This window comes from Porphyrobacter sp. THAI-01a, from assembly GCF_056868655.1.
The window spans coordinates 1618465-1636380 of record NZ_CP180579.1; the positions used below are offsets into that span (position 1 = coordinate 1618465).

Annotated in this window: 19 protein-coding genes; 7 read left to right on the forward strand and 12 right to left on the reverse strand. The window is 68.7% G+C overall.

The window, feature by feature from the left end; genetic code table 11:
- Window positions 1-6: 6 nt before the first annotated feature.
- Window positions 7-552 (reverse strand): CvpA family protein, encoded by a 546-nt coding sequence (locus ACMX37_RS07850; RefSeq protein WP_483148287.1) that lies wholly within the window; start codon window positions 550-552, stop codon window positions 7-9.
- 11 nt (window positions 553-563) lie between these two features.
- Window positions 564-1931, reverse strand: coding sequence for a DNA repair protein RadA (radA, locus tag ACMX37_RS07855; RefSeq protein ID WP_483148288.1), 1368 nt, complete (start codon window positions 1929-1931; stop codon window positions 564-566).
- A 73-nt stretch (window positions 1932-2004) separates the two neighbouring features.
- Here radA and ACMX37_RS07860 point away from each other — a divergent pair, with 73 nt between their 5' ends.
- A complete protein-coding gene (locus ACMX37_RS07860; RefSeq protein ID WP_483148289.1) occupies window positions 2005-4314 on the forward strand; it encodes a patatin-like protein in 2310 nt (769 codons plus the stop codon).
- A 118-nt stretch (window positions 4315-4432) separates the two neighbouring features.
- Here ACMX37_RS07860 and ACMX37_RS07865 read toward each other — a convergent pair whose 3' ends face one another.
- The 3 genes from ACMX37_RS07865 to dnaK all read right to left on the reverse strand — a co-directional run bounded on the left by ACMX37_RS07865 (window position 4433) and on the right by dnaK (window position 8227).
- Window positions 4433-5056, reverse strand: coding sequence for a DUF6445 family protein (locus ACMX37_RS07865; RefSeq protein WP_483148290.1), 624 nt, complete (start codon window positions 5054-5056; stop codon window positions 4433-4435).
- Between the two features lie 2 nt (window positions 5057-5058).
- Window positions 5059-6216 carry a molecular chaperone DnaJ gene (dnaJ, locus tag ACMX37_RS07870; protein ID WP_483148291.1) on the reverse strand — a complete coding sequence of 386 codons (1158 nt, stop codon included), beginning with the start codon at window positions 6214-6216 and terminating at the stop codon, window positions 5059-5061.
- 91 nt (window positions 6217-6307) lie between these two features.
- Window positions 6308-8227 carry a molecular chaperone DnaK gene (dnaK, locus tag ACMX37_RS07875; RefSeq protein ID WP_483148292.1) on the reverse strand — a complete coding sequence of 640 codons (1920 nt, stop codon included), beginning with the start codon at window positions 8225-8227 and terminating at the stop codon, window positions 6308-6310.
- Window positions 8228-8395: 168 nt separating this feature from the next.
- Between dnaK and ACMX37_RS07880 the strand changes: the two genes are divergently transcribed.
- A complete protein-coding gene (locus tag ACMX37_RS07880) occupies window positions 8396-8887 on the forward strand; it encodes a copper chaperone PCu(A)C (protein WP_483148293.1) in 492 nt (163 codons plus the stop codon).
- An 83-nt stretch (window positions 8888-8970) separates the two neighbouring features.
- Complete coding sequence (locus ACMX37_RS07885; RefSeq protein WP_483148294.1) at window positions 8971-9390, forward strand: vgr related protein; 420 nt, start codon at window positions 8971-8973, stop codon at window positions 9388-9390.
- Here ACMX37_RS07885 and ACMX37_RS07890 read toward each other — a convergent pair.
- The 3 genes from ACMX37_RS07890 to hrcA all read right to left on the reverse strand — a co-directional run bounded on the left by ACMX37_RS07890 (window position 9387) and on the right by hrcA (window position 11394).
- Window positions 9387-9659: a glycine zipper family protein gene (locus ACMX37_RS07890; protein WP_483148295.1), complete on the reverse strand. Its 273-nt coding sequence runs from the start codon at window positions 9657-9659 to the stop codon at window positions 9387-9389. The genes ACMX37_RS07885 and ACMX37_RS07890 overlap by 4 nt on opposite strands.
- Window positions 9660-9763: 104 nt before the next feature.
- Window positions 9764-10333, reverse strand: a complete 570-nt coding sequence (locus tag ACMX37_RS07895; RefSeq protein ID WP_483148296.1) for a nucleotide exchange factor GrpE — start codon at window positions 10331-10333, stop codon at window positions 9764-9766.
- A gap of 17 nt (window positions 10334-10350) precedes the next feature.
- On the reverse strand, window positions 10351-11394 hold the full coding sequence (hrcA, locus tag ACMX37_RS07900) for a heat-inducible transcriptional repressor HrcA (RefSeq protein ID WP_483148297.1): 1044 nt from the start codon (window positions 11392-11394) through the stop codon (window positions 10351-10353).
- 145 nt (window positions 11395-11539) lie between these two features.
- Here hrcA and rph point away from each other — a divergent pair, with 145 nt between their 5' ends.
- Genes rph through ACMX37_RS07920 form a run of 4 tightly spaced genes read left to right on the forward strand, consistent with a single transcriptional unit; the run spans window position 11540 to window position 14927 of the window.
- A complete protein-coding gene (gene rph / locus ACMX37_RS07905) occupies window positions 11540-12253 on the forward strand; it encodes a ribonuclease PH (protein ID WP_483148298.1) in 714 nt (237 codons plus the stop codon).
- Window positions 12250-12879, forward strand: a complete 630-nt coding sequence (rdgB, locus tag ACMX37_RS07910) for an RdgB/HAM1 family non-canonical purine NTP pyrophosphatase (RefSeq protein WP_483148299.1) — start codon at window positions 12250-12252, stop codon at window positions 12877-12879. The genes rph and rdgB overlap by 4 nt, the downstream gene beginning before the upstream one ends.
- A gap of 9 nt (window positions 12880-12888) precedes the next feature.
- Entirely contained in the window at window positions 12889-14040 is a 1152-nt protein-coding gene (gene hemW, locus ACMX37_RS07915; protein WP_483148300.1) for a radical SAM family heme chaperone HemW, read from the forward strand.
- On the forward strand, window positions 14037-14927 hold the full coding sequence (locus ACMX37_RS07920; protein WP_483148301.1) for a tyrosine recombinase XerC: 891 nt from the start codon (window positions 14037-14039) through the stop codon (window positions 14925-14927). Before hemW ends, ACMX37_RS07920 begins: the two co-directional genes overlap by 4 nt.
- Here ACMX37_RS07920 and ACMX37_RS07925 read toward each other — a convergent pair.
- The 4 genes from ACMX37_RS07925 to rsmI form a co-directional block, all read right to left on the reverse strand.
- Window positions 14924-15547: a DedA family protein gene (locus ACMX37_RS07925; protein ID WP_483148302.1), complete on the reverse strand. Its 624-nt coding sequence runs from the start codon at window positions 15545-15547 to the stop codon at window positions 14924-14926. The genes ACMX37_RS07920 and ACMX37_RS07925 overlap by 4 nt on opposite strands.
- A 35-nt stretch (window positions 15548-15582) precedes the next feature.
- Entirely contained in the window at window positions 15583-16548 is a 966-nt protein-coding gene (gene gshB / locus ACMX37_RS07930) for a glutathione synthase (RefSeq protein ID WP_483148303.1), read from the reverse strand.
- 112 nt (window positions 16549-16660) lie between these two features.
- Entirely contained in the window at window positions 16661-17038 is a 378-nt protein-coding gene (locus tag ACMX37_RS07935; protein WP_483148304.1) for a YraN family protein, read from the reverse strand.
- Window positions 17035-17895, reverse strand: coding sequence for a 16S rRNA (cytidine(1402)-2'-O)-methyltransferase (rsmI, locus tag ACMX37_RS07940; RefSeq protein ID WP_483148305.1), 861 nt, complete (start codon window positions 17893-17895; stop codon window positions 17035-17037). The genes ACMX37_RS07935 and rsmI overlap by 4 nt, the downstream gene beginning before the upstream one ends.
- Between the last annotated feature and the right edge of the window lie 21 nt (window positions 17896-17916).

A 17916-nucleotide genomic window follows, 5' to 3' on the forward strand; every position in this document is an offset into this window, starting at 1 on the left:
CGGCGCTTACTTGGCGAACCGGGCCGCCGCCGCCTCGCGCGCCTCGTTCTCGCCGCGCAGCCGGTCGCGCCGGATCGCGATCGAGGGCAGCAGCTGGCGCGAGAAGGCATCGGCGGCCGGATAGGTGCGTGCACCGGTGATCCATTGCGGGCGGCCGGTGTAGCCCCAGCTCTCGTCGAAGCCGGTGACCAGCATCGCGAAGGCGAAGACCGCCATCAGCGCGCCCTTGACCGCGCCGAAGCCGAAGCCGAGCACCCGGTCGATCGGTCCCAGCACCGCGCCGTCCGATGCGCTGCTGGCATTGCCGATGATGACCTTCATGGCCGCATAGGGGATCAGGAGCAGGAGCGCGAAGGCCAGCAGCGAAACGGCCGGTTCGGCACGGTAGAAATTGCGCAGGCCCTCTGTCAGGCCGGGGTGGAGAAAGTGCAGCGCGATCGCCGCCATGATCCACGAGGCGAGGCTGAGGACTTCCTGCACGAGCCCGCGCATGAATCCGCCGATGGCGGCGACGCCCACGATGATGGCGATGATGATGTCGAGACCGGCCATGGGCGCGAGGTCTATGCGCTGCCCATCACCTGGTCAACGAGGTTCGCAAGCGCCGGCAAACCGCGATATTGCGCGCCCTTGTCGCCCGTCGCTGCGCCCGCCGGGCCGTAGCAGCGCACAAAGCCGAGCTTGGCGGCCTCGCGCAGGCGCAGCGGGGCGTGGGCGACGGGGCGGATCTCGCCTGCAAGGCTGACCTCGCCGAACCACGCGGCCTTGTCGGGCAGCGGCCGGTCGGCGAGCGCCGAGACCAGCGCGGCGGCGACGGCAAGGTCGGCGGCGGGGTCGGTCAGGCGATAGCCGCCGGCAATGTTGAGATAGACCTCGGCCGAGGAGAAATTCAGCCCGCAGCGCGATTCGAGCACGGCGAGCAGCATGGCGAGGCGCCCGCTGTCCCACCCCACCACCGCCCGCCGCGGGGTCGCGCCCGATTGCAGGCGCACGATCAGCGCCTGGATCTCGACCAGCACGGGCCGCGTGCCCTCCAGCGCCGGGAACACCGCGCTCCCGGCGAGCGGCGTCTCGCGGCCCGAGAGGAACAGCAGCGAGGGGTTGGCGACCTCCTCCAGCCCCTCGGTGGCCATGGCGAAGACCCCGATCTCGTCGACCGCGCCGAAGCGGTTCTTCAGCGCACGCAGGATGCGATACTGGTGCGAGCGTTCGCCCTCGAAGCTCATCACCACATCGACCATGTGTTCCAGCACGCGCGGGCCGGCGATGGTGCCGTCCTTGGTGACATGGCCGACCAGCACCAGCGCGCAGCCGCTCTCCTTGGCGTAGCGGATCAGCTCCAGCGCGCAGCCGCGGACCTGCGACACCGTGCCGGGCGCGCCCTCGATCGTGTCGGAATGCATCGTCTGGATAGAATCGATCACCAGCAGCGCGGGCGGCGGGCCCATCCCGAGCGTGGTCAGGATATCGCGGACCGAGGTTTCCGAGGCGAGCCGGATCGGCGCGTCGGCCACGCCCATGCGCGAGGCGCGCAGGCGGACCTGCCCGGCCGCCTCCTCGCCGCTGACATAGACGACATCATTGCCGCCCCGCGCGATGGTCGCCGCGGTCTGGAGCAGGAGGGTCGACTTGCCGATCCCCGGATCGCCGCCGAGCAGCACCGCCGAGCCGGGCACCAGCCCGCCGCCCAGTGCGCGGTCGAACTCGGCAAGACCGGTCGACTTCCTCACCGGCAGGGTCGCGGGCGCGTTGAGCGGCTCGAAGGCCACCGGCCGTCCGCCGCTCGAAAGGTCGTGCTTTTGCGAGAACACCGTCGCCGGGACGTCCTCCACCAGCGTGTTCCACTGCCCGCAATCGGCGCATTGCCCCTGCCAGCGGTGCGAGACCGAGCCGCATTCCTGGCACACGTAACGGCGCTTGGTTTTTGCCATAGGCACGCGCCATAACGAGAACAGATGCTGAACGCAATTGCATCCCGCCTGTCTTCCCCGCTAGACAGTCGCCATGCGCCAGAAGGAATTGCGCCTAGCCCTGGTATGTTATGGCGGGGTCAGCCTTGCGGTCTACATGCACGGGATCACCAAGGAGGTCTGGCACCTCGCCCGCGCGAGCCGTGCCTTCCATCACCCCGCCGCGGTGCCGCTCGAGGGCGTGGCGGCGGCCTATCGCGATTTCCTGCGCACCATCGAGCAGCAGCAGGGCCTGCGCCTGCGCGTGCTTCCCGACATCCTCACCGGGGCGAGCGCGGGCGGGATCAACGCGGTGTTCCTCGCCCAGGCGATCCACGCCGGGCACAGCCTGGAGCCGCTGACCGACCTGTGGCTGACCAATGCCGACGTGAGCGAGCTGACCGATCCCGAGGCCGAGCCGATGTGGCGCTATGCCAAGCTCTGGGCCCAGCCGATCGCCGAATGGTTCCTCTCGCGGCCGGGCAACGCTGTCAGTGCGACCGTCTCGCCGGAGACGCGGGCCGAGGTGCGGGCCAAGGTCTCGCGCCTCGTGCGCGGGCGCTGGTTCAGCCCGCCCTTCTCGGGCGCGCGCTTTTCGGCGATGCTCTACGAGGCCTTCAGGAAGATGGAGGCGGAAGGCGACGGCATCCCGCTGCTGCCCCCCGGCTATCCGGTCGACCTCGCAGTGACGGTCACCGACTTCCGCGGGCACCCGGAGACATTGCGCCTCAACTCCCCGCTCGAGGTCGAGGAGACCGAGCACCGCCTGCCGATCAATTTCCGCGCGCGCACCGGCGATGGCGGGGTGCTGGCCGATCCGCTCGAACTGGTGCTCGCGGCCCGCGCCACCGCGAGCTTCCCGGGCGCCTTCCCGCCGCTCACGCTCGCCGAGATTGACCGTCTGGCCGAGGCCGAGGGGCATCACTGGGCCACGCGCGAGGCGTTCCTTGCCCGCATCATGCCCGCGCACGTCGCGCGGGGCACCGTGGGAGAGGTCGCGCTGATCGACGGGGCGGTGCTGGTCAACGCGCCCTTCGGAGCCGCGCTTGCGGCGCTCTATGGCCGTCCGGCCCAGCGCGAGGTCGACCGGCGCTTCGTCTATCTCGACCCGCGCCCGGAAGGCGGCGCGGCGATGACGGGGCCTGCGTCTCGCAAGGTCGGCTTCTTCGGCGCGATCTTCGGCTCGCTCTCGACCATCCCGCGCGAACAGCCGATCCGCGACGATCTGGAACGCATCGAACAGCAATCGCGCGACGCCGCCCGGTTGAAGCGCATCGTCATGGACCTCCAGGGCGATATCGACCGCGCGGTGGAGAAGCTGTTCGGCTACACCTTCCTGCTCGACCGCCCCACGCCCAAGCGCCTCGCCGGGTGGCGCGCCAAGGCACAGCAGGCCGCCGCCGAGCGCGCGGGTTATGCCTTCGGGGCCTATGCGCTGACCAAGTTCGAGGGCATCCTCGACCAGCTCGCGCGCCTGACGCTCAAGGCCGCGGGTCAGCCGCTCGGCGACACGGCGCCGCTGGTGCGGGCGTTTCGGTGCGAGCTGGAGGCGCGGGGGCTCGACGGGCTGACCGATGCGCAAGGCGGCGCCACGGCCGGCGCGATCGCCTTCTTCCGCGCCCACGACACAGGCTTCCGCATCCGCCGCCTGCAACTCCTCGCCCGCAAGCTCGCGCGCGACTGGCAGGTCGATCCCGACATCGCCGAGGACGCGCTCGACCGCGCGCGCGACCGGCTCTACGAGATCCTCGCGCTCTACTATCGCGCCGACGAGGACGTGTTGCGCGCGTCCCGTTTCCGCGAGCTTGCCGTAGACGGGATCCGCAATCCGGGCGCGGTGCTCGATTTGCTCGCCACCCAGCGGCTCCTGCCCGCCACGGATCTGGCCGCGGAGGAGCAGCTGATCGACGCGCTCGAGGACATGCCGAAGAACCTCAAGCGGCGGATGCTGCTCACCTATCTCGGCTTTCCCTTCTACGATGTCGCCACCCTGCCCCTGTCGCGGCGCGAGGGGCTGGACGAGTTCAATCCTGTGAAGATCGACCGCATCTCCCCCGACGATGCGCTCAGCATCCGCGGCGGCGGGACGACGGCGACGCTCAGGGGCATCGAGTTCTACAATTTCGGCGCCTTCTTCAGCCGCGATTACCGCGAGAACGATTACCTCTGGGGCCGCCTGCACGGGGCGGAGCGGATGATCGATCTCGTCGCATCGACCGTCACCGGCGGCGTCTCGGGCGAAGCGGTGCGCGCCGCCAAGCGGTCGGTGTTCCTTGCGGTGCTCGACGAGGAGGAGAGCGCCGGTCGCTGCCAGCGCGGGCTGGTCGAACAGGTGCGGTTGGAAGTGCGCGAGCGGATGGGCTAGCAATTGCGCTCGGCTTCCGTTCGCCCTGAGCTTGTCGAAGGGCCGTCTTTCCTTTCGCTTACAAACCCCGCTATCGAAAAGGAAAAGCAGTGGTTCGACAAGCTCAGCACGAACGGTTCTAAGGTTTGACCACCCCGAAGAACAGCAGCATCACGAGGCGCGAATCCTCCGGCGTGGTGCCGAAGCCCGGGGCGGCATCGTGGAACTGCCAGGGCGAGAACAGCAGCAGCCGGTTGAAGCGGGCGGGCACGCGCATGACGCGCTCCCACTTGGCCGGACTTGTGGTGTCCTTGTTGACCACGTCCTCGACCAGCGCGTTGATGTCCCCATAGCCCGAGGCGGCGATCTTCGCCGCGTCCTGCGGCACGGCTTCGAGCCCGGTGCGCCTGTGGCGGAAGAAATCGGTGCCGCCCGCATCCGGCTTGGCGCAATCCTCGGGGCGCGAGAGATAGAGGATGCCCGAATAGGCGGCCGGGTCGATATGCACCCCGCTCCGGCCCTTCGCGCCCTTGCGGGTAAGACGGCAATGGCCGTGCTGCGTGCCGGGCGCGGAGGTGAGCCTCACCCCGAGCAGGCGCGAGACCGCAGTGTCGATTGGCGCGGTATCGAGCGGCTGCGAGGAGTTGAGCCCCGGGAAATTGCCGTGCTGTCGCGCCGGATCATAGTCCAGCCCCAGCGCCGCCCGCCGCGCCGCCCAGGGGTCGGCAAGGAAATCGTCAATGATGAGGAGCGAGGGCAGCACGCTCAGCTACCGAACGCGTCCTTGAGCTTGGCGAAGAAGCTGCGGCTTTCGGGGCATTCGTCGCCCGTTTCGGTCGCCTTGAACTCCTCGAGCAGCTCCTTCTGACGGCGCGAGAGTCTCGTGGGCGTTTCGACCACGATCTCCGCCACCAGATCGCCGCGTCCGCGGCCCTGGAGCACGGGCATCCCGGCGCCGCGGATGCGTAGCTGCTTGCCCGACTGGATGCCCGCCGGAATGTCGAGCCGGTTGGTCGAGCCGTCGAGATCGGGGATCTCGACACAGCCGCCGAGCGCGGCGGTGGTGAAGCTGACCGGCACACGCGTCGCAAGCGTCGTGCCCTCGCGTTCGAACACGGGGTGCGGCTTCACGTGGAGGAAAATGTAGAGATCGCCCGGAGGCGCGCCGCGCTGGCCGGCCTCGCCCTTGCCCTGAAGGCGAATGCGGGTGCCCGTGTCGACCCCTGCGGGGATGTCGACCTTGAGGGTCTGGGCCTTGTCGACGCGGCCTTCCCCGCGGCAGACGCGGCAGGGGTTCTCGATCACCGTGCCGCGGCCGTTGCAGGTCGGGCACGGGCGCTCGATCACGAACAGGCCCTGCTTGGCGCGCACGCTCCCCATGCCGTGGCACAGGTTGCACTGGCGTTCGCTGGTGCCAGGGGTGGCGCCGGTGCCGTCGCAGGTGTCGCAGGCTTGCGAGACCTCGATCTCGATCTCGCTCGACTTGCCGTGGAAGGCCTCCTCGAGCGTGACCTGCATGTCGTAGCGCAGATCCGCGCCGCGCCGGTTCTGCTGGCGCTGGCCCCCGCCGCCGCCGAAGGCGCCGCCGAAGATCGTCTCGAAGATGTCGCCGATATCGGCGAAGTCGCCGCCGCCCCGGCCGCCGAAGCCGCCGCCGAACGGGCCGCCCCCGCCCCCGCCGTTCATCCCCTGCGTGAAGGCCTCGTGCCCGTAGCGGTCATAGGCCGCACGCTTCTGCGGGTCCTTGAGGCAGTCATAGGCCTCGTTGATCGCCTTGAACTTGGCCTCGCAGGTGGCATCGCCCGGATTGCGGTCCGGGTGATACTTCATGGCGAGCTTGCGGTAGGCGCTCTTGAGGGTCGCCCCGTCGCAATCGCGGGTGACCTCGAGCGTGGCGTAATAATCGAGCTGGGCGCTGGACATGTGCGTGACCTAATCCCCGTGACCACCACCCGCCGCCGCGCCGGATACGTGATCCGGGCGCTGCGACGGGCCTGTGGGTTGCATCGGGGCCTTAGCCCTTCTTGTCTTCGTCGACCTCGGAAAACTCGGCGTCGACCACGTCCTCGGCCGGAGCCTCGTCGGCCGGCGCGGCCTCGCCTTCGGGGCCGGCGGCCTGCTGGGCTTCGTAGATCTGCTGGCCCATCTTCATCGCCGCCTGGGTGAGCGCCTGCGCCTTGGCGTTGATGTCATCCGGATCGCCGCCTTCGAGCGCGGCCTTGACCGCGGCGATCGCGGCCTCGACGTCGCTCTTGGTCGCGGCGTCGATCTTGGACCCGTGCTCCTCGAGCTGCTTTTCGGTCGCGTGGACAAGGCTGTCGGCCTGATTGCGCGCTTCCGCGGCCGCCCGGCGCTTCTTGTCCTCCTCGGCGAACTTCTCGGCGTCCTTGACCATCTGATCGATGTCGGCATCCGAGAGACCGCCCGAGGCCTGGATCTTGATCGTCTGTTCCTTGCCGGTGCCCTTGTCGCGCGCCGAGACCGAGACAATGCCGTTGGCGTCGATGTCGAAGGTCACTTCGATCTGCGGCACGCCGCGCGGGGCCGGCGGGATACCGATCAGGTCGAAATTGCCGAGCAGCTTGTTGTCCGCCGCCATCTCGCGCTCGCCCTGATAGACCTTGATCGTCACCGCGTTCTGGTTGTCCTCGGCGGTCGAGTAGGTCTGGGTCTTCTTGGTCGGGATGGTGGTGTTGCGGTCGATCATGCGGGTGAACACGCCGCCCAGCGTCTCGATGCCGAGCGAGAGCGGGGTCACGTCGAGCAGCAGCACGTCCTTGACGTCGCCCTGGAGCACGCCCGCCTGGATCGCCGCGCCCATCGCGACGACTTCATCGGGGTTCACGCCGGTGTGGGGCTTCGCACCGAAGAACTGCTCCACGACCTCGCGCACCTTGGGCATGCGGGTCATGCCGCCGACGAGGATCACCTCGTCGACCTGATCCTTGGTGATGCCCGCATCGGCGAGCGCCTTCTTGCAGGGCTCGAGCGTGCGCTGGATCAGCCCGTCGACCATCTTCTCGAGGTCGGCGCGGGTGATCGTCTCGACGAGGTGCAGCGGGGTGGTGCTGCCGCCTTCCATGCGCGCGGTGATGAAGGGCAGGTTGATTTCGGTGGTCGCCGCGCTCGACAGCTCGATCTTGGCCTTTTCGGCGGCTTCCTTGAGCCGCTGGAGGGCGAGCTTGTCGGTCTTGAGGTCCATCTGCTCCTTCTTCTTGAAGGAATCCGCGAGGAACTCGACGATCGCGTTGTCGAAGTCTTCACCGCCAAGGAAGGTGTCGCCGTTGGTCGACTTCACCTCGAACACGCCGTCACCGATCTCGAGGATCGAAACGTCGAAGGTGCCGCCGCCGAGGTCGTAGACCGCGATGGTCTTGCCGTCTTCCTTGTCGAGGCCATAGGCGAGCGCTGCGGCCGTCGGCTCGTTGATGATGCGCAGCACCTCGAGGCCGGCGATCTGGCCGGCATCCTTGGTCGCCTGACGCTGGGCGTCGTTGAAATAGGCGGGCACGGTGATGACGGCCTGCGTCACGCTCTCGCCGAGGTAGCTTTCGGCGGTTTCCTTCATCTTCTGGAGAATGAAGGCCGAAACCTGCGAGGGGCTGTAGTCCTCGCCGCCGGCGTTGACCCAGGCATCGCCGTTCTTGCCCTTGGTGATCTTGTAGGGAACGAGCTCCATGTCCTTCTTGGTCATGGGATCGTCGAACCGGCGGCCGATCAGGCGCTTGATCGCGAAGAGGGTGTTGTCGGGGTTGGTGACCGCCTGCCGCTTGGCGGGCTGGCCGATCAGGCGCTGGCCATCCTTGGTGAAGGCCACGATCGAGGGCGTGGTGCGCGCGCCTTCCGAATTCTCGATGACCTTGGGCTTGCCGCCGTCCATGACAGCAACGCAGGAGTTGGTGGTGCCGAGGTCGATACCGATTACTTTACCCATTGTTTCCCCATCCATAAGGACAATTGTTGGACACCGCTGCCTTCGGCTTCCCGGATATCGGCAAAGCACCTCGGCGGCTCGTTTGTGACGGCGATATAGGTGTGGTTTCGCTTGGCACAAGAGAGGCCCCGCCCTAGATTCAGAGCCCTTCCACAAGGAGACTGAAGCGTGATTTCCCTTCGACCCGTCGCATGTGCCGCTCTGGTTGTCCTCGCCCTGCCCGGCCTTGCCGCCTGCGCCCCCGAGGCCGGCGCGCCTGCAGGCGAGACCGCGAGCCCCGCAGCCAGCGGCCTAACCGTGAGCAATGCGCGCGTCGTGCTCCCGCCCGTCGCGGGCAATCCGGCGGCGGTCTATTTCGACCTCGCCTATACGGGCGCAGCGGGCGTCACGCTCGAGGATGTGACGGTCGAGGGCGCAGGCATGACCATGATCCACGACTATGCCGAGACAGCGGGGAAGATGGAGATGACCATGGCGGGGCCCGTGACCCTCGCCGAGGGTGCGCCGGTGAGCTTTGCGCCTGGCGGTCTGCACGTGATGGCGATGGAGCCGACCGACGCGCTCAAGCCGGGCGGCACCGCGAAGGTGACCCTGACCCTGTCGGACGGCAGCACCACCACCGTCGATGCACCGGTGCGCGCCGCCGGGGACGAACGCTGAACGAGGCTCAGGTCCTCGCCCCTGCCTGCCCGGTCGGCGGCGAGCGGCCCCTGACGGCGGGCGAGGTCGCCCTTGCGCGCTCGGTGTTCGGCGATGCGATCGACTACGCGCCGGTGCGCATCCGGCGCCGCAAGTTCTTTGCCCTCCACCCGCGCGGGGTGACGATGGCGCCGATGGGTCATCTCCACTTCCACCCGCTCGCCGCCCATTACTGCGACGACTTCGCCGCCGCCCCGCTGGAGCGGCAGGCGCACTTCATCCACGAGATGGTGCATGTCTGGCAGACGCAGACCCGCGGGCGGTGGTATCTGGTGACGCGCCGCCATCCGTGGTGCCGCTACGACTATGCGCTGAAGCCGGGCTGGCCGCTCGAACGCTACGGGATCGAGCAGCAGGCCGAGATCGTGCGCCATGCCTTCCTGCTGCGCGAAGGCGGCGAGGTCGCGGGGGGGGCACCCGACCTCGCGACCTACGCCGGAATTCTGCCCTTCCGGGCGGGTTAGTCGGGACAGCGCACCGCGTATTCGCGTCCCTGTGCGTCGACGCGGTAGCAATCGCCGTTGTCGCGCTTCTTGATCAGCGTGCCGCCAACGCCGCCTGCGGCAGCACCGATGGCGGCGCCCGTGCCGATGTCGCCGCCGGTCACAGCGCCGACGGCGGCCCCTGCGGCAGCGCCGACGCCGGCGCCCTCGACGGCGTAGTTGTCGGCACAGGCGGCAAGCGAGAGGGCTGCGGCCGCGCCGAGGATCGGGGTTGCAAGGCGATAGTTCATGTCATCTCTCCGATGGATCGGGTTAGGCCCAAGCCTACCGGAGAGGGGACAGCGATGTTCCTCGGCTCGCCGCGCCGCAGGGTGCGTGCGGCGCGAAAGCCCGGTTATTCGGGCGCCTTCGCCACCGCGACCATCGCCGCGCGCAGCAGGCGGTCCTTGATCATCCAGCCCGCCTGCATTTCCGAGACCACCGTGCCCGGCTCGTGATCCGTGGTCGGCACCTCGAGCATCGCCTGGTGCTGGTTGGGATCGAGCGGCAGGCCGACCGCGGCGATGCGGGTGATGCCGTTCGAGGCGAATACCTTCTCGAGCTCGCGCTGGGTCGCCTCCAGCCCGATGACGAGGCCCTTCATGCTCTCGTCCTCGCGCAGGGACTGCGGGATCGCGTCGATCGCGCGCGCGAGATTGTCGGCGACGCTCAGGATGTCGCGGGCAAAGCCGGTCGCGGCGTAGGCGCGCGCTTCGTCCTTCTCGCGCTCGAGGCGGCGGCGCACGTTCTGCGTCTCGGCCTGGGCGTAGAGCACCTCCTGCTTCGCCGCCTCGAGATCGCGCTTGAGCGATTCGAGCGCCTCGGCCAGCGGCTCGGCTTCCTCGCCGCCCTCGCGCAGGTGCTCGGGCACGCCCTTCAATTCGTCTTCCGCCGCCTGATCCAGCGGCTTGTCGTTGTCGGTCATGTCGTGTGGCTTTCCATTCAAGCGATAAGCTTGCCCAGCGAACGGGCGGTGAGGTCCACCATGGGGACAACCCGCGCATAATTCAACCGCGTGGGGCCGATCACGCCGAGCACGCCGACCACCCGCCCCTCGCGGTCGCGATAGGGCGAGGCGATCACCGATGAGCCCGAAAGCGCGAAGAGGCGGTTCTCCGAGCCGATGAAGATGCGGGTCGCCTCGGCCTCGCGCGCCGAATCGAGCAGCTCGGCGACCGACTGCTTGTTCTCGAGGTCTTCCAGCAGCATCCGCACCCGCTCGATATCGCCGAGCGCCGCCTCGTCGAGCAGGTTCGCCGCGCCGCGAACGATCAGCACGGGCCGTGCGGCTGCGTCCTGGCTCCACACCGCGAGGCCGCGTTCGACCAGATCGCGCGAGGCATCGTCGAGCTGCGACTGTCCGGCGCTGATCTCGGCGCGCATCGCCTGCGCCGCCTCGGCAAGGGTGCGCCCGGCGAGGCGCGCGGTAATGTAGTTCGACGCCCGATCGAGCGCCCCCGGGTTCAGGGCGCCCCCGATGGTGACGACGCGGTTCTCCACCCCCCCGTCCTCGCCCACCAGCACCGCGAGCGCGCGGCCCTGCCCGAGGTCGACGAGGGAGAACTGGGCGAGCCGCTGTTCTCGCGGAGCCACCAGCACCATCCCCGCAGCTCCCGACAGGTCGGAGAGGATCGCGCTCGCCTGCTTCAGCGCGGCCTCGACCGGCCCTGCCTCCGCGAGCCGCGCCTCGATCGCGGCCTGTTCCTCGCGCGTCGGTTCGGCCACGCGCATCATCCCGTCGACGAAGATCCTGAGGCCTGCATCGGTCGGCATCCGTCCGGCACTGGTATGCGGTGCGGCGAGCAGGCCGAGCATTTCCAGGTCGGCCAGCACCGAGCGGATCGAGGCGGGCGAAAGGTTGAGCGTGCCGTCCGCCGCCAGCGTCTTGGAGCCGACCGGCTGTCCGCTCTCGATATATTCCTCGACCACGCGCCGGAAGATCTCACGGGCGCGCTGGGTCAGTTCGGTGACGGGGAGCGAGGTCATGGATGTGCAGGCCCTATCGCCAACTTTCTTTCAATCCGTTCGGGCTGAGCTTGCCCGAGCCCTGCACTTTCTTCTAGCGCATGGCGACGAAAGAAAAACAGCCCTTCGACAAGCTCAGGGCGAACGGATCAAAGGACAAGAGATCATGCGCCCTTCAGGACGCGCGCCCGACGAAATGCGCGCCATCACCATCGAGACGGGTTTCACCAAGCACGCGGAAGGCTCGTGCCTGATCGGCTTCGGCGACACCCGGGTGCTGTGCACCGCGAGCGTCGAGAAAGGCGTGCCGCCGTGGATGCGAGGCAAGGGCGAAGGCTGGGTGACGGGGGAATATTCGATGCTCCCGCGCGCCACCCACACCCGCGGGGCACGCGAGGCCGCCAAGGGCAAGCAGTCGGGCCGTACGCAGGAAATCCAGCGGCTTATCGGTCGAAGCTTGCGCGCAGTGGTAGACTTGCAGAAGCTCGGCGAGCGGCAGATCACGCTCGATTGCGACGTGATCCAGGCCGACGGCGGCACCCGCACCGCCGCGATCTCGGGCGCGTGGATCGCGCTCAGGCTCGCCATCAACGGGCTGATGGCAGCGGGCGAGATCAAGCAGGATCCTATCACCGCGCAGGTCGCCGGCATTTCCTGCGGCATCTACAAGGGCACGCCGGTGCTCGACCTCGACTATGACGAGGATTCGAACGCCGAAGCCGACGGCAATTTCGTGCTCCTGTCGGGCGGCAAGATCGCCGAGGTGCAGGCCACCGCCGAGGGCGCGACCTATGACGAGGAAGGCCTGCTGCGCCTCCTGCGCCTCGCCCGCATCGGCTGCGACCGGATCTTCGCGACACAGCTGGACGCCGTGAAGTGACCAGAAGGCTTGGCTCCGGCACGCTGGTCATTGCCACGCACAATGCGGGCAAGCTCAAGGAAATCAGTGCCCTGCTCGATCCTTACGGGGTGAAGTGCATCTCCGCCGGATCGCTGGGTCTGCCCGAGCCGGCCGAGACGGGCACCACCTTCGCCCAGAACGCCATGATCAAGGCGCGCGCGGCGGCCGAGGCTTCGGGCCTCGCCGCGCTCGCCGACGACAGCGGGCTTTCGGTCGCGGCGCTCGATGGCCGCCCCGGCGTCTACACCGCCGACTGGGCCGAGCGGCAGTGGTTCGAGGGCGCGCCGGGGCGGGACTGGTACATGGCGATGGGCAAGGTCGAGGGGATGCTCGCCGAGAAGGGCCCCGATGTGGACCGTGCCGCCGCCTTCCACTGCGTCCTGGCGATTGCGTGGCCCGACGGCGAGCACGCCATCTACGAGGGCCGCTGCAACGGAAGCCTCACCTGGCCGCCGCGTGGCACGCTCGGCTTCGGCTATGATCCGGTCTTCGTGCCGACCGGCAGCGCGCTGACCTTCGCGGAAATCCCGCCTGAGGAAAAGCACGCCATCAGCCACCGCGCCGATGCTTTCGCCAAGCTGGTCGCGGAGCAGTTCGGCGGCTAGACTGGCGGCATGGCCCGCGCCCTCTACATCCACTGGCCCTTCTGCGCGAAGAAGTGCCCTTATTGCGACTTCAACTCGCACGTGCGCGAGGGCGTCGACATTGCCGCGTGGCAGGCCGCGCTGATCGCCGACATGCGGGCAGAGGCGGCTGTCGCCGGCGGGGAGACGCTGACCTCGATCTTCTTCGGCGGCGGCACACCCTCGCTAATGCCCCCTGCCCTCGTCGCCGCGCTGCTGACCGAGGCGGAAGGCCTTTGGGGCTTCGATCCGGCCATCGAGATCACGCTGGAGGCCAATCCCTCCTCGGTCGAGGCGGCGAACTTCGCCGGACTCGCGGCGGCGGGGGTGAACCGGTTGTCACTGGGGGTGCAGTCGCTTGACGATGCGGAACTGCGGTTCCTCGGGCGGCTCCACGGGGCCGGCGAGGCGCTGGCGGCGCTGGAGACGGCACAGGCGCATTTCGGGCGGGTTAGCTTCGACCTGATCTATGCCCTGCCCGGCCATACGCCGGAGCTGTGGGAGAAGCGCCTGACCCGCGCGCTGGGCTTCGGGACCGGTCACCTCTCGCTCTACCAGCTGACGATCGAGCCGGGAACGCGCTTCGCCAGCGACGTGCGGCGCGGGCGGCTCGTGCCGCTGGATGACGACGCCGCGGCCGAGCTTTTCGACATTACCCAGAGCCTGACCGGCGCGGCGGGTCTGCCGGCCTACGAGACCAGCAATCACGCAAGGCCGGGCGAGGAAAGCCGCCACAACCTCGTCTATTGGCGCTATCAGGATTACGCCGGGATCGGCCCGGGTGCGCACGGGCGGCGGGGCGGCATCGCGACGGTGCGGCACAGGAAGCCCGAAAACTACCTCGCCGCCGTGGCGCGGCAGGGCGACGGGATCGCCGAGGCCCGCGCGCTGGCCATCCCCGAACAGGCCGCCGAGGCGCTGCTGATGGGCCTTCGCCTGACCGAGGGGGTCGATCTTGCCGGACTTTCGGCGCGCTTCGGTCTGCCGGTCGCCGGCCTTGTCGATGAGGGCGCCCTCGCACGGCTTGCCGGCCTCGGGATGATGTGGAGGCAGGGCACGCGGATCGGGGTCGCGCCGCCGGGGCGGGGGGTGCTCGACGCGCTGCTCGCCGAACTCGTCGCCGACACGCTGGTCGCGGCATGAGCGCTGCCGACCTGCTCGAGGCCTGGCGCGCGCATCTTGCCGACAACCGCCGCCGCTCGCCCCATACGGTGCGCGCCTATGTCGCCGCCGCCGCCCGGTTGATGGCGGCAAACGCGCTGGAGGATTGGCCGTCGGTCGCCCGGACCGAGGCGCATCACCTGCGGGCCCACCTCGCCGCGCGGCGCACCGAAGGGCTCGGCAACGCCAGCACCGCCCGCGAGCTTTCGGCATTGAAGGCCTTCATCGCCTTTGCCCGCACCCAATCGGGTGACCCGGACCCTGCCGCACCGCGCCTGCGCGGACCGCGTCTCAAGAAGGGCCTCCCCCGCCCCGTCACCCCCGACGAGGCCGCGAACCTCGCCGACCTCGTCGATGGCCTCGCGGGCGAGGACTGGATCGGCGCGCGCGACAGGGCGGTGCTGCTCCTGATGTACGGATCGGGCCTGCGCATCGCCGAGGCGCTCTCGCTAAAGGGACGCGACGGGGCGATGGGCGAGGTGCTGCAAGTGACCGGCAAGGGCGGCAAGCAGCGCATGGTGCCGGTGCTGCCGATCACGCGCGCGGCGGTGGCAGACTATGTGCGCCAGTGCCCCTGGCCGCTCGCTCCGGCAGAACCGCTGTTCCGGGGCGCCAAGGGCGGGCCGCTCTCGCCCGGAATGGTGCAGCGCGCGATGGCACAGGCGCGGCGCGCGTTAGGGTTGCCGGACACCGCCACGCCGCACGCGCTCAGGCACTCCTTCGCCACCCACCTGCTGGGGGCGGGGGCGGATCTCAGGAGCTTGCAGGAACTGCTCGGGCACGCCTCACTGGGATCGACCCAGATCTACACCCGCGTCGATGCGGCGGCGCTGCTGGAGAACTACCGTAAGGCCCACCCGAGGGGTTAGGCCTTGTCCTCGGCCTCGTGCGCCTTGACCGGCTTCCACGTCACCACGCGGTAGATGTAGAACGCCACCCCGGCGAGCACGAAAGCAACCACGCCGTAGCCGGCGAGCTTCTCGAACCGCTCGACCAGCGGGGCCGCCGCCCGTCCGCCGAAGATCAGCACCGCGTTCCAGATCCCCGAGCCGAGGAAGGTGAACAGGCAGAAGCGCCACAGTTTCATCTGCGCCAGCCCCGCCGGCAGCGAGACGATGGTGCGCAGGATCGGCGAGAACCGGAGCGCGAAGACGATCCCGTCGCCGTATTTGCGGAAGATGTTGCGCGCCTTTGTGAACTCGTCCCACTCGAAGGTCAGCCAGCGGCCCCAGCGGTCGATGATCGCCTTGAGCTGTTCCTCGCTCCAGCGCACTCCGATCCAGTACCAGAACAGGTTGCCGGCGACCGTGCCGAGCGTGGCGACGATCCACACCGCCCAGAAGGTCATCTCGCCCCTGGCGACCAGCAGCCCCGCCCCGCCCATGATCACCTCCGACGGGATCGGCGGGAAGACGTTCTCGGCCATCATCAGCAGGAAGATGCCGAGGTAGCCGCCCTTGTCGAGCAGTTCGAGGAGGAATTCGGTCATGTGATCCCAGTCGAGAGGTTGCGGGACGGATCGGTCTATGCGGCGCGGCGCGCGGCGAGGCGCCGTTCGATCGCGTCCCAGATCATGCCCGCCGTATCAGTCTGGTTGAAGCGGTCAATCGCCACGATGCCCGTGGGGGACGTCACGTTGATCTCGGTGAGCCATTTGCCCCCGATCACGTCGATCCCGACGAAGGTGAGGCCGAGCCGCTTGAGGTCCGGCCCGAGGGCATCGCAGATCTCCCTTTCGCGCTCCGTGAGCTCCGTCGGTTGCGCGGAGCCGCCCATCGCCAGGTTGGAGCGGAACTCGCCCTCGCCCGGGATGCGGTTGATCGCGCCCGCGACCTCCCCGTCGACCAGCACGATGCGCTTGTCGCCCTTCGCCACATCGGGAAGGAATGGCTGGACCATGTGCGGCTCGGGCCAGGTCTGGTTGAACACCTCGAACAGCGCGGTGAGGTTTTCACCGGATTCGCCGATGCGGAAGATGGCCTTGCCGCCATTGCCGTGGATCGGCTTGACCACGATCGCGCCGTGCTTCGCCATGAAGCGCCGCACCTCGTCCACCGAGCGCGTGACCAGCGTCGGCGGCATGAAGCGGCGGTAGTTCAGCACCATCACCTTTTCGGGACTGTTGCGGACATTGGCCGGATCATTGACCACCAGCGTCTCGTGCCCGATCCGTTCGAGCAGGTGCGTGGCGGTGATGTAGCCCATGTGGAAGGGCGGGTCCTGACGCATCAGCACGACATCGACATCCTTGCCGAGATCGAGCCTGACCTGCTCGCCCCGGGTGAAATGATCGCCCTCGACCCGCTGCACCGTCACCGGGAAGGCGTGGGCGAACAGGCGGTCGTCCTCGTCCAGCGTCAGGCTTTCCACATGGTATTCATAGACCGTGTAGCCCCGCGCCTGTGCTGCGAGCATCAGGGCGAAGGAACTGTCGCCCGCGATCTTGATGCGGTCGATGGGGTCCATCTGGACGGCAATTTTCAGGGTCATGTCCCAAATCCGTTCGTGCTGGGCTTGTCGAAGCACCGTGTTTCTCAGGTGCGGCGGTTTAGAAGGAAGGACGGCCCCTCGACAAGGTTGGTGGAAACGGAAGAGCGGGCCGTTACCCGAAAGGCATCCATGCGTTTTCGATGTGGGTCGGTTTGCGGTCGGGGGCGAGCAGGATGACGTCGATGCGGATGTCCTCCCCGCCTGTCGCATAGTCCTGCCAAACGCATTCCACCGCCGCCGCGACGCGCCTCAAGCGGCGTTCGTCGATGGCGTCGGCAAGGCTCGCGGCACGCGCCCGCCACTTCACCTCGACGAAGGCGACGAGGCCGGCCTTCCTGGCGACGAGATCAATTTCGCCCGCCTTGGTTTTGACCCGCTCGGCCACGATCCGCCAGCCTCGCTGGGCGAGGAACATCGCCGCTTCGGCTTCGCCCTCGCGGCCGCGGGCGTCGGCCTCGTGGCGATCTTCCGGGGTGCGGGGCGCGCTCATTCGCCTTTCAGCTCCAGCGCGCGGGCATAGAGCGTCGCGCGGTCGATACCGGTTTGCTTCGCCACCTGGCCCGCTGCCTTGCCCGGCCCTGCCCCGGCCAGTGCCGCGCGCAGCAGGGCGTCGGTGTCGTGGACAGGCGCCTCCGCCTCGGCGGGTGGACCGACCAGCAGCACGATCTCGCCCTTGGGCGGATGCGCGGCGTAGTGTTCCGCCAAGGCTGCGGCGGTGCCGCTGCGGCACTCCTCGTGGAGCTTGGTGAGTTCGCGCGCGACCGCCACCTCGCGGGTCGGCCACAGCTCCGCGATGGCCTGTAAGGAGCGTTCGAGCCGCGGCGCGGTCTCGTAGAACACCAGTGTCGCCCCCACGCCCGCCACGCCCTCCAGCGCCTCGCGGCGGGCCTTGTCCTTGACCGGCAGGAAGCCCGCGAAGAGGAAGCGGTCGGAGGGCAGGCCCGCCATCGCCAGCGCCGAGACCGCGGCGCAGGCGCCCGGAATGCTCGTCACCGTCACGCCCGCCGCGCGCGCCTCGCGCACCAGGCGATAGCCCGGATCGGACACCAGCGGCGTGCCCGCATCCGACACCAATACGACCGGCGCCTGCCTCGCCTCGTCGATCACCCGCGCGCGGATCTCGGGCGGCGCGTGATCGTCGAGCCGCTGGAGCCGCGCCTTGATACCGTAATGTTTCAACAACTTGCCCGTCACCCGCGTGTCCTCGCAGGCGATCAGCGCGGCGCCTGCGAGCACCGCCAGCGCGCGCAGCGTGATGTCGCCGAGATTGCCAATCGGGGTCGCGACGATATACAGCCCGGGGACGGGTTCCCACGCGGGAATGGAAGAAAGCTCCGAGGGTCTCACGGGACGTTTCATGGAGCACGG

Bases quoted from the DNA above. Each gene is read 5' to 3' on its own strand.
- ACMX37_RS07850 (WP_483148287.1), bottom strand. From the start codon at position 552: ATGGCCGGTCTCGACATCATCATCGCCATCATCGTGGGCGTCGCCGCC.
- radA (WP_483148288.1), bottom strand. From the start codon at position 1,931: ATGGCAAAAACCAAGCGCCGTTACGTGTGCCAGGAATGCGGCTCGGTC.
- ACMX37_RS07860 (WP_483148289.1), top strand. From the start codon at position 2,005: ATGCGCCAGAAGGAATTGCGCCTAGCCCTGGTATGTTATGGCGGGGTC.
- dnaJ (WP_483148291.1), bottom strand. From the start codon at position 6,216: ATGTCCAGCGCCCAGCTCGATTATTACGCCACGCTCGAGGTCACCCGC.
- dnaK (WP_483148292.1), bottom strand. From the start codon at position 8,227: ATGGGTAAAGTAATCGGTATCGACCTCGGCACCACCAACTCCTGCGTT.
- ACMX37_RS07890 (WP_483148295.1), bottom strand. From the start codon at position 9,659: ATGAACTATCGCCTTGCAACCCCGATCCTCGGCGCGGCCGCAGCCCTC.
- ACMX37_RS07895 (WP_483148296.1), bottom strand. From the start codon at position 10,333: ATGACCGACAACGACAAGCCGCTGGATCAGGCGGCGGAAGACGAATTG.
- hrcA (WP_483148297.1), bottom strand. From the start codon at position 11,394: ATGACCTCGCTCCCCGTCACCGAACTGACCCAGCGCGCCCGTGAGATC.
- rph (WP_483148298.1), top strand. From the start codon at position 11,540: ATGCGCCCTTCAGGACGCGCGCCCGACGAAATGCGCGCCATCACCATC.
- hemW (WP_483148300.1), top strand. From the start codon at position 12,889: ATGGCCCGCGCCCTCTACATCCACTGGCCCTTCTGCGCGAAGAAGTGC.
- ACMX37_RS07920 (WP_483148301.1), top strand. From the start codon at position 14,037: ATGAGCGCTGCCGACCTGCTCGAGGCCTGGCGCGCGCATCTTGCCGAC.
- ACMX37_RS07925 (WP_483148302.1), bottom strand. From the start codon at position 15,547: ATGACCGAATTCCTCCTCGAACTGCTCGACAAGGGCGGCTACCTCGGC.
- gshB (WP_483148303.1), bottom strand. From the start codon at position 16,548: ATGACCCTGAAAATTGCCGTCCAGATGGACCCCATCGACCGCATCAAG.
- ACMX37_RS07935 (WP_483148304.1), bottom strand. From the start codon at position 17,038: ATGAGCGCGCCCCGCACCCCGGAAGATCGCCACGAGGCCGACGCCCGC.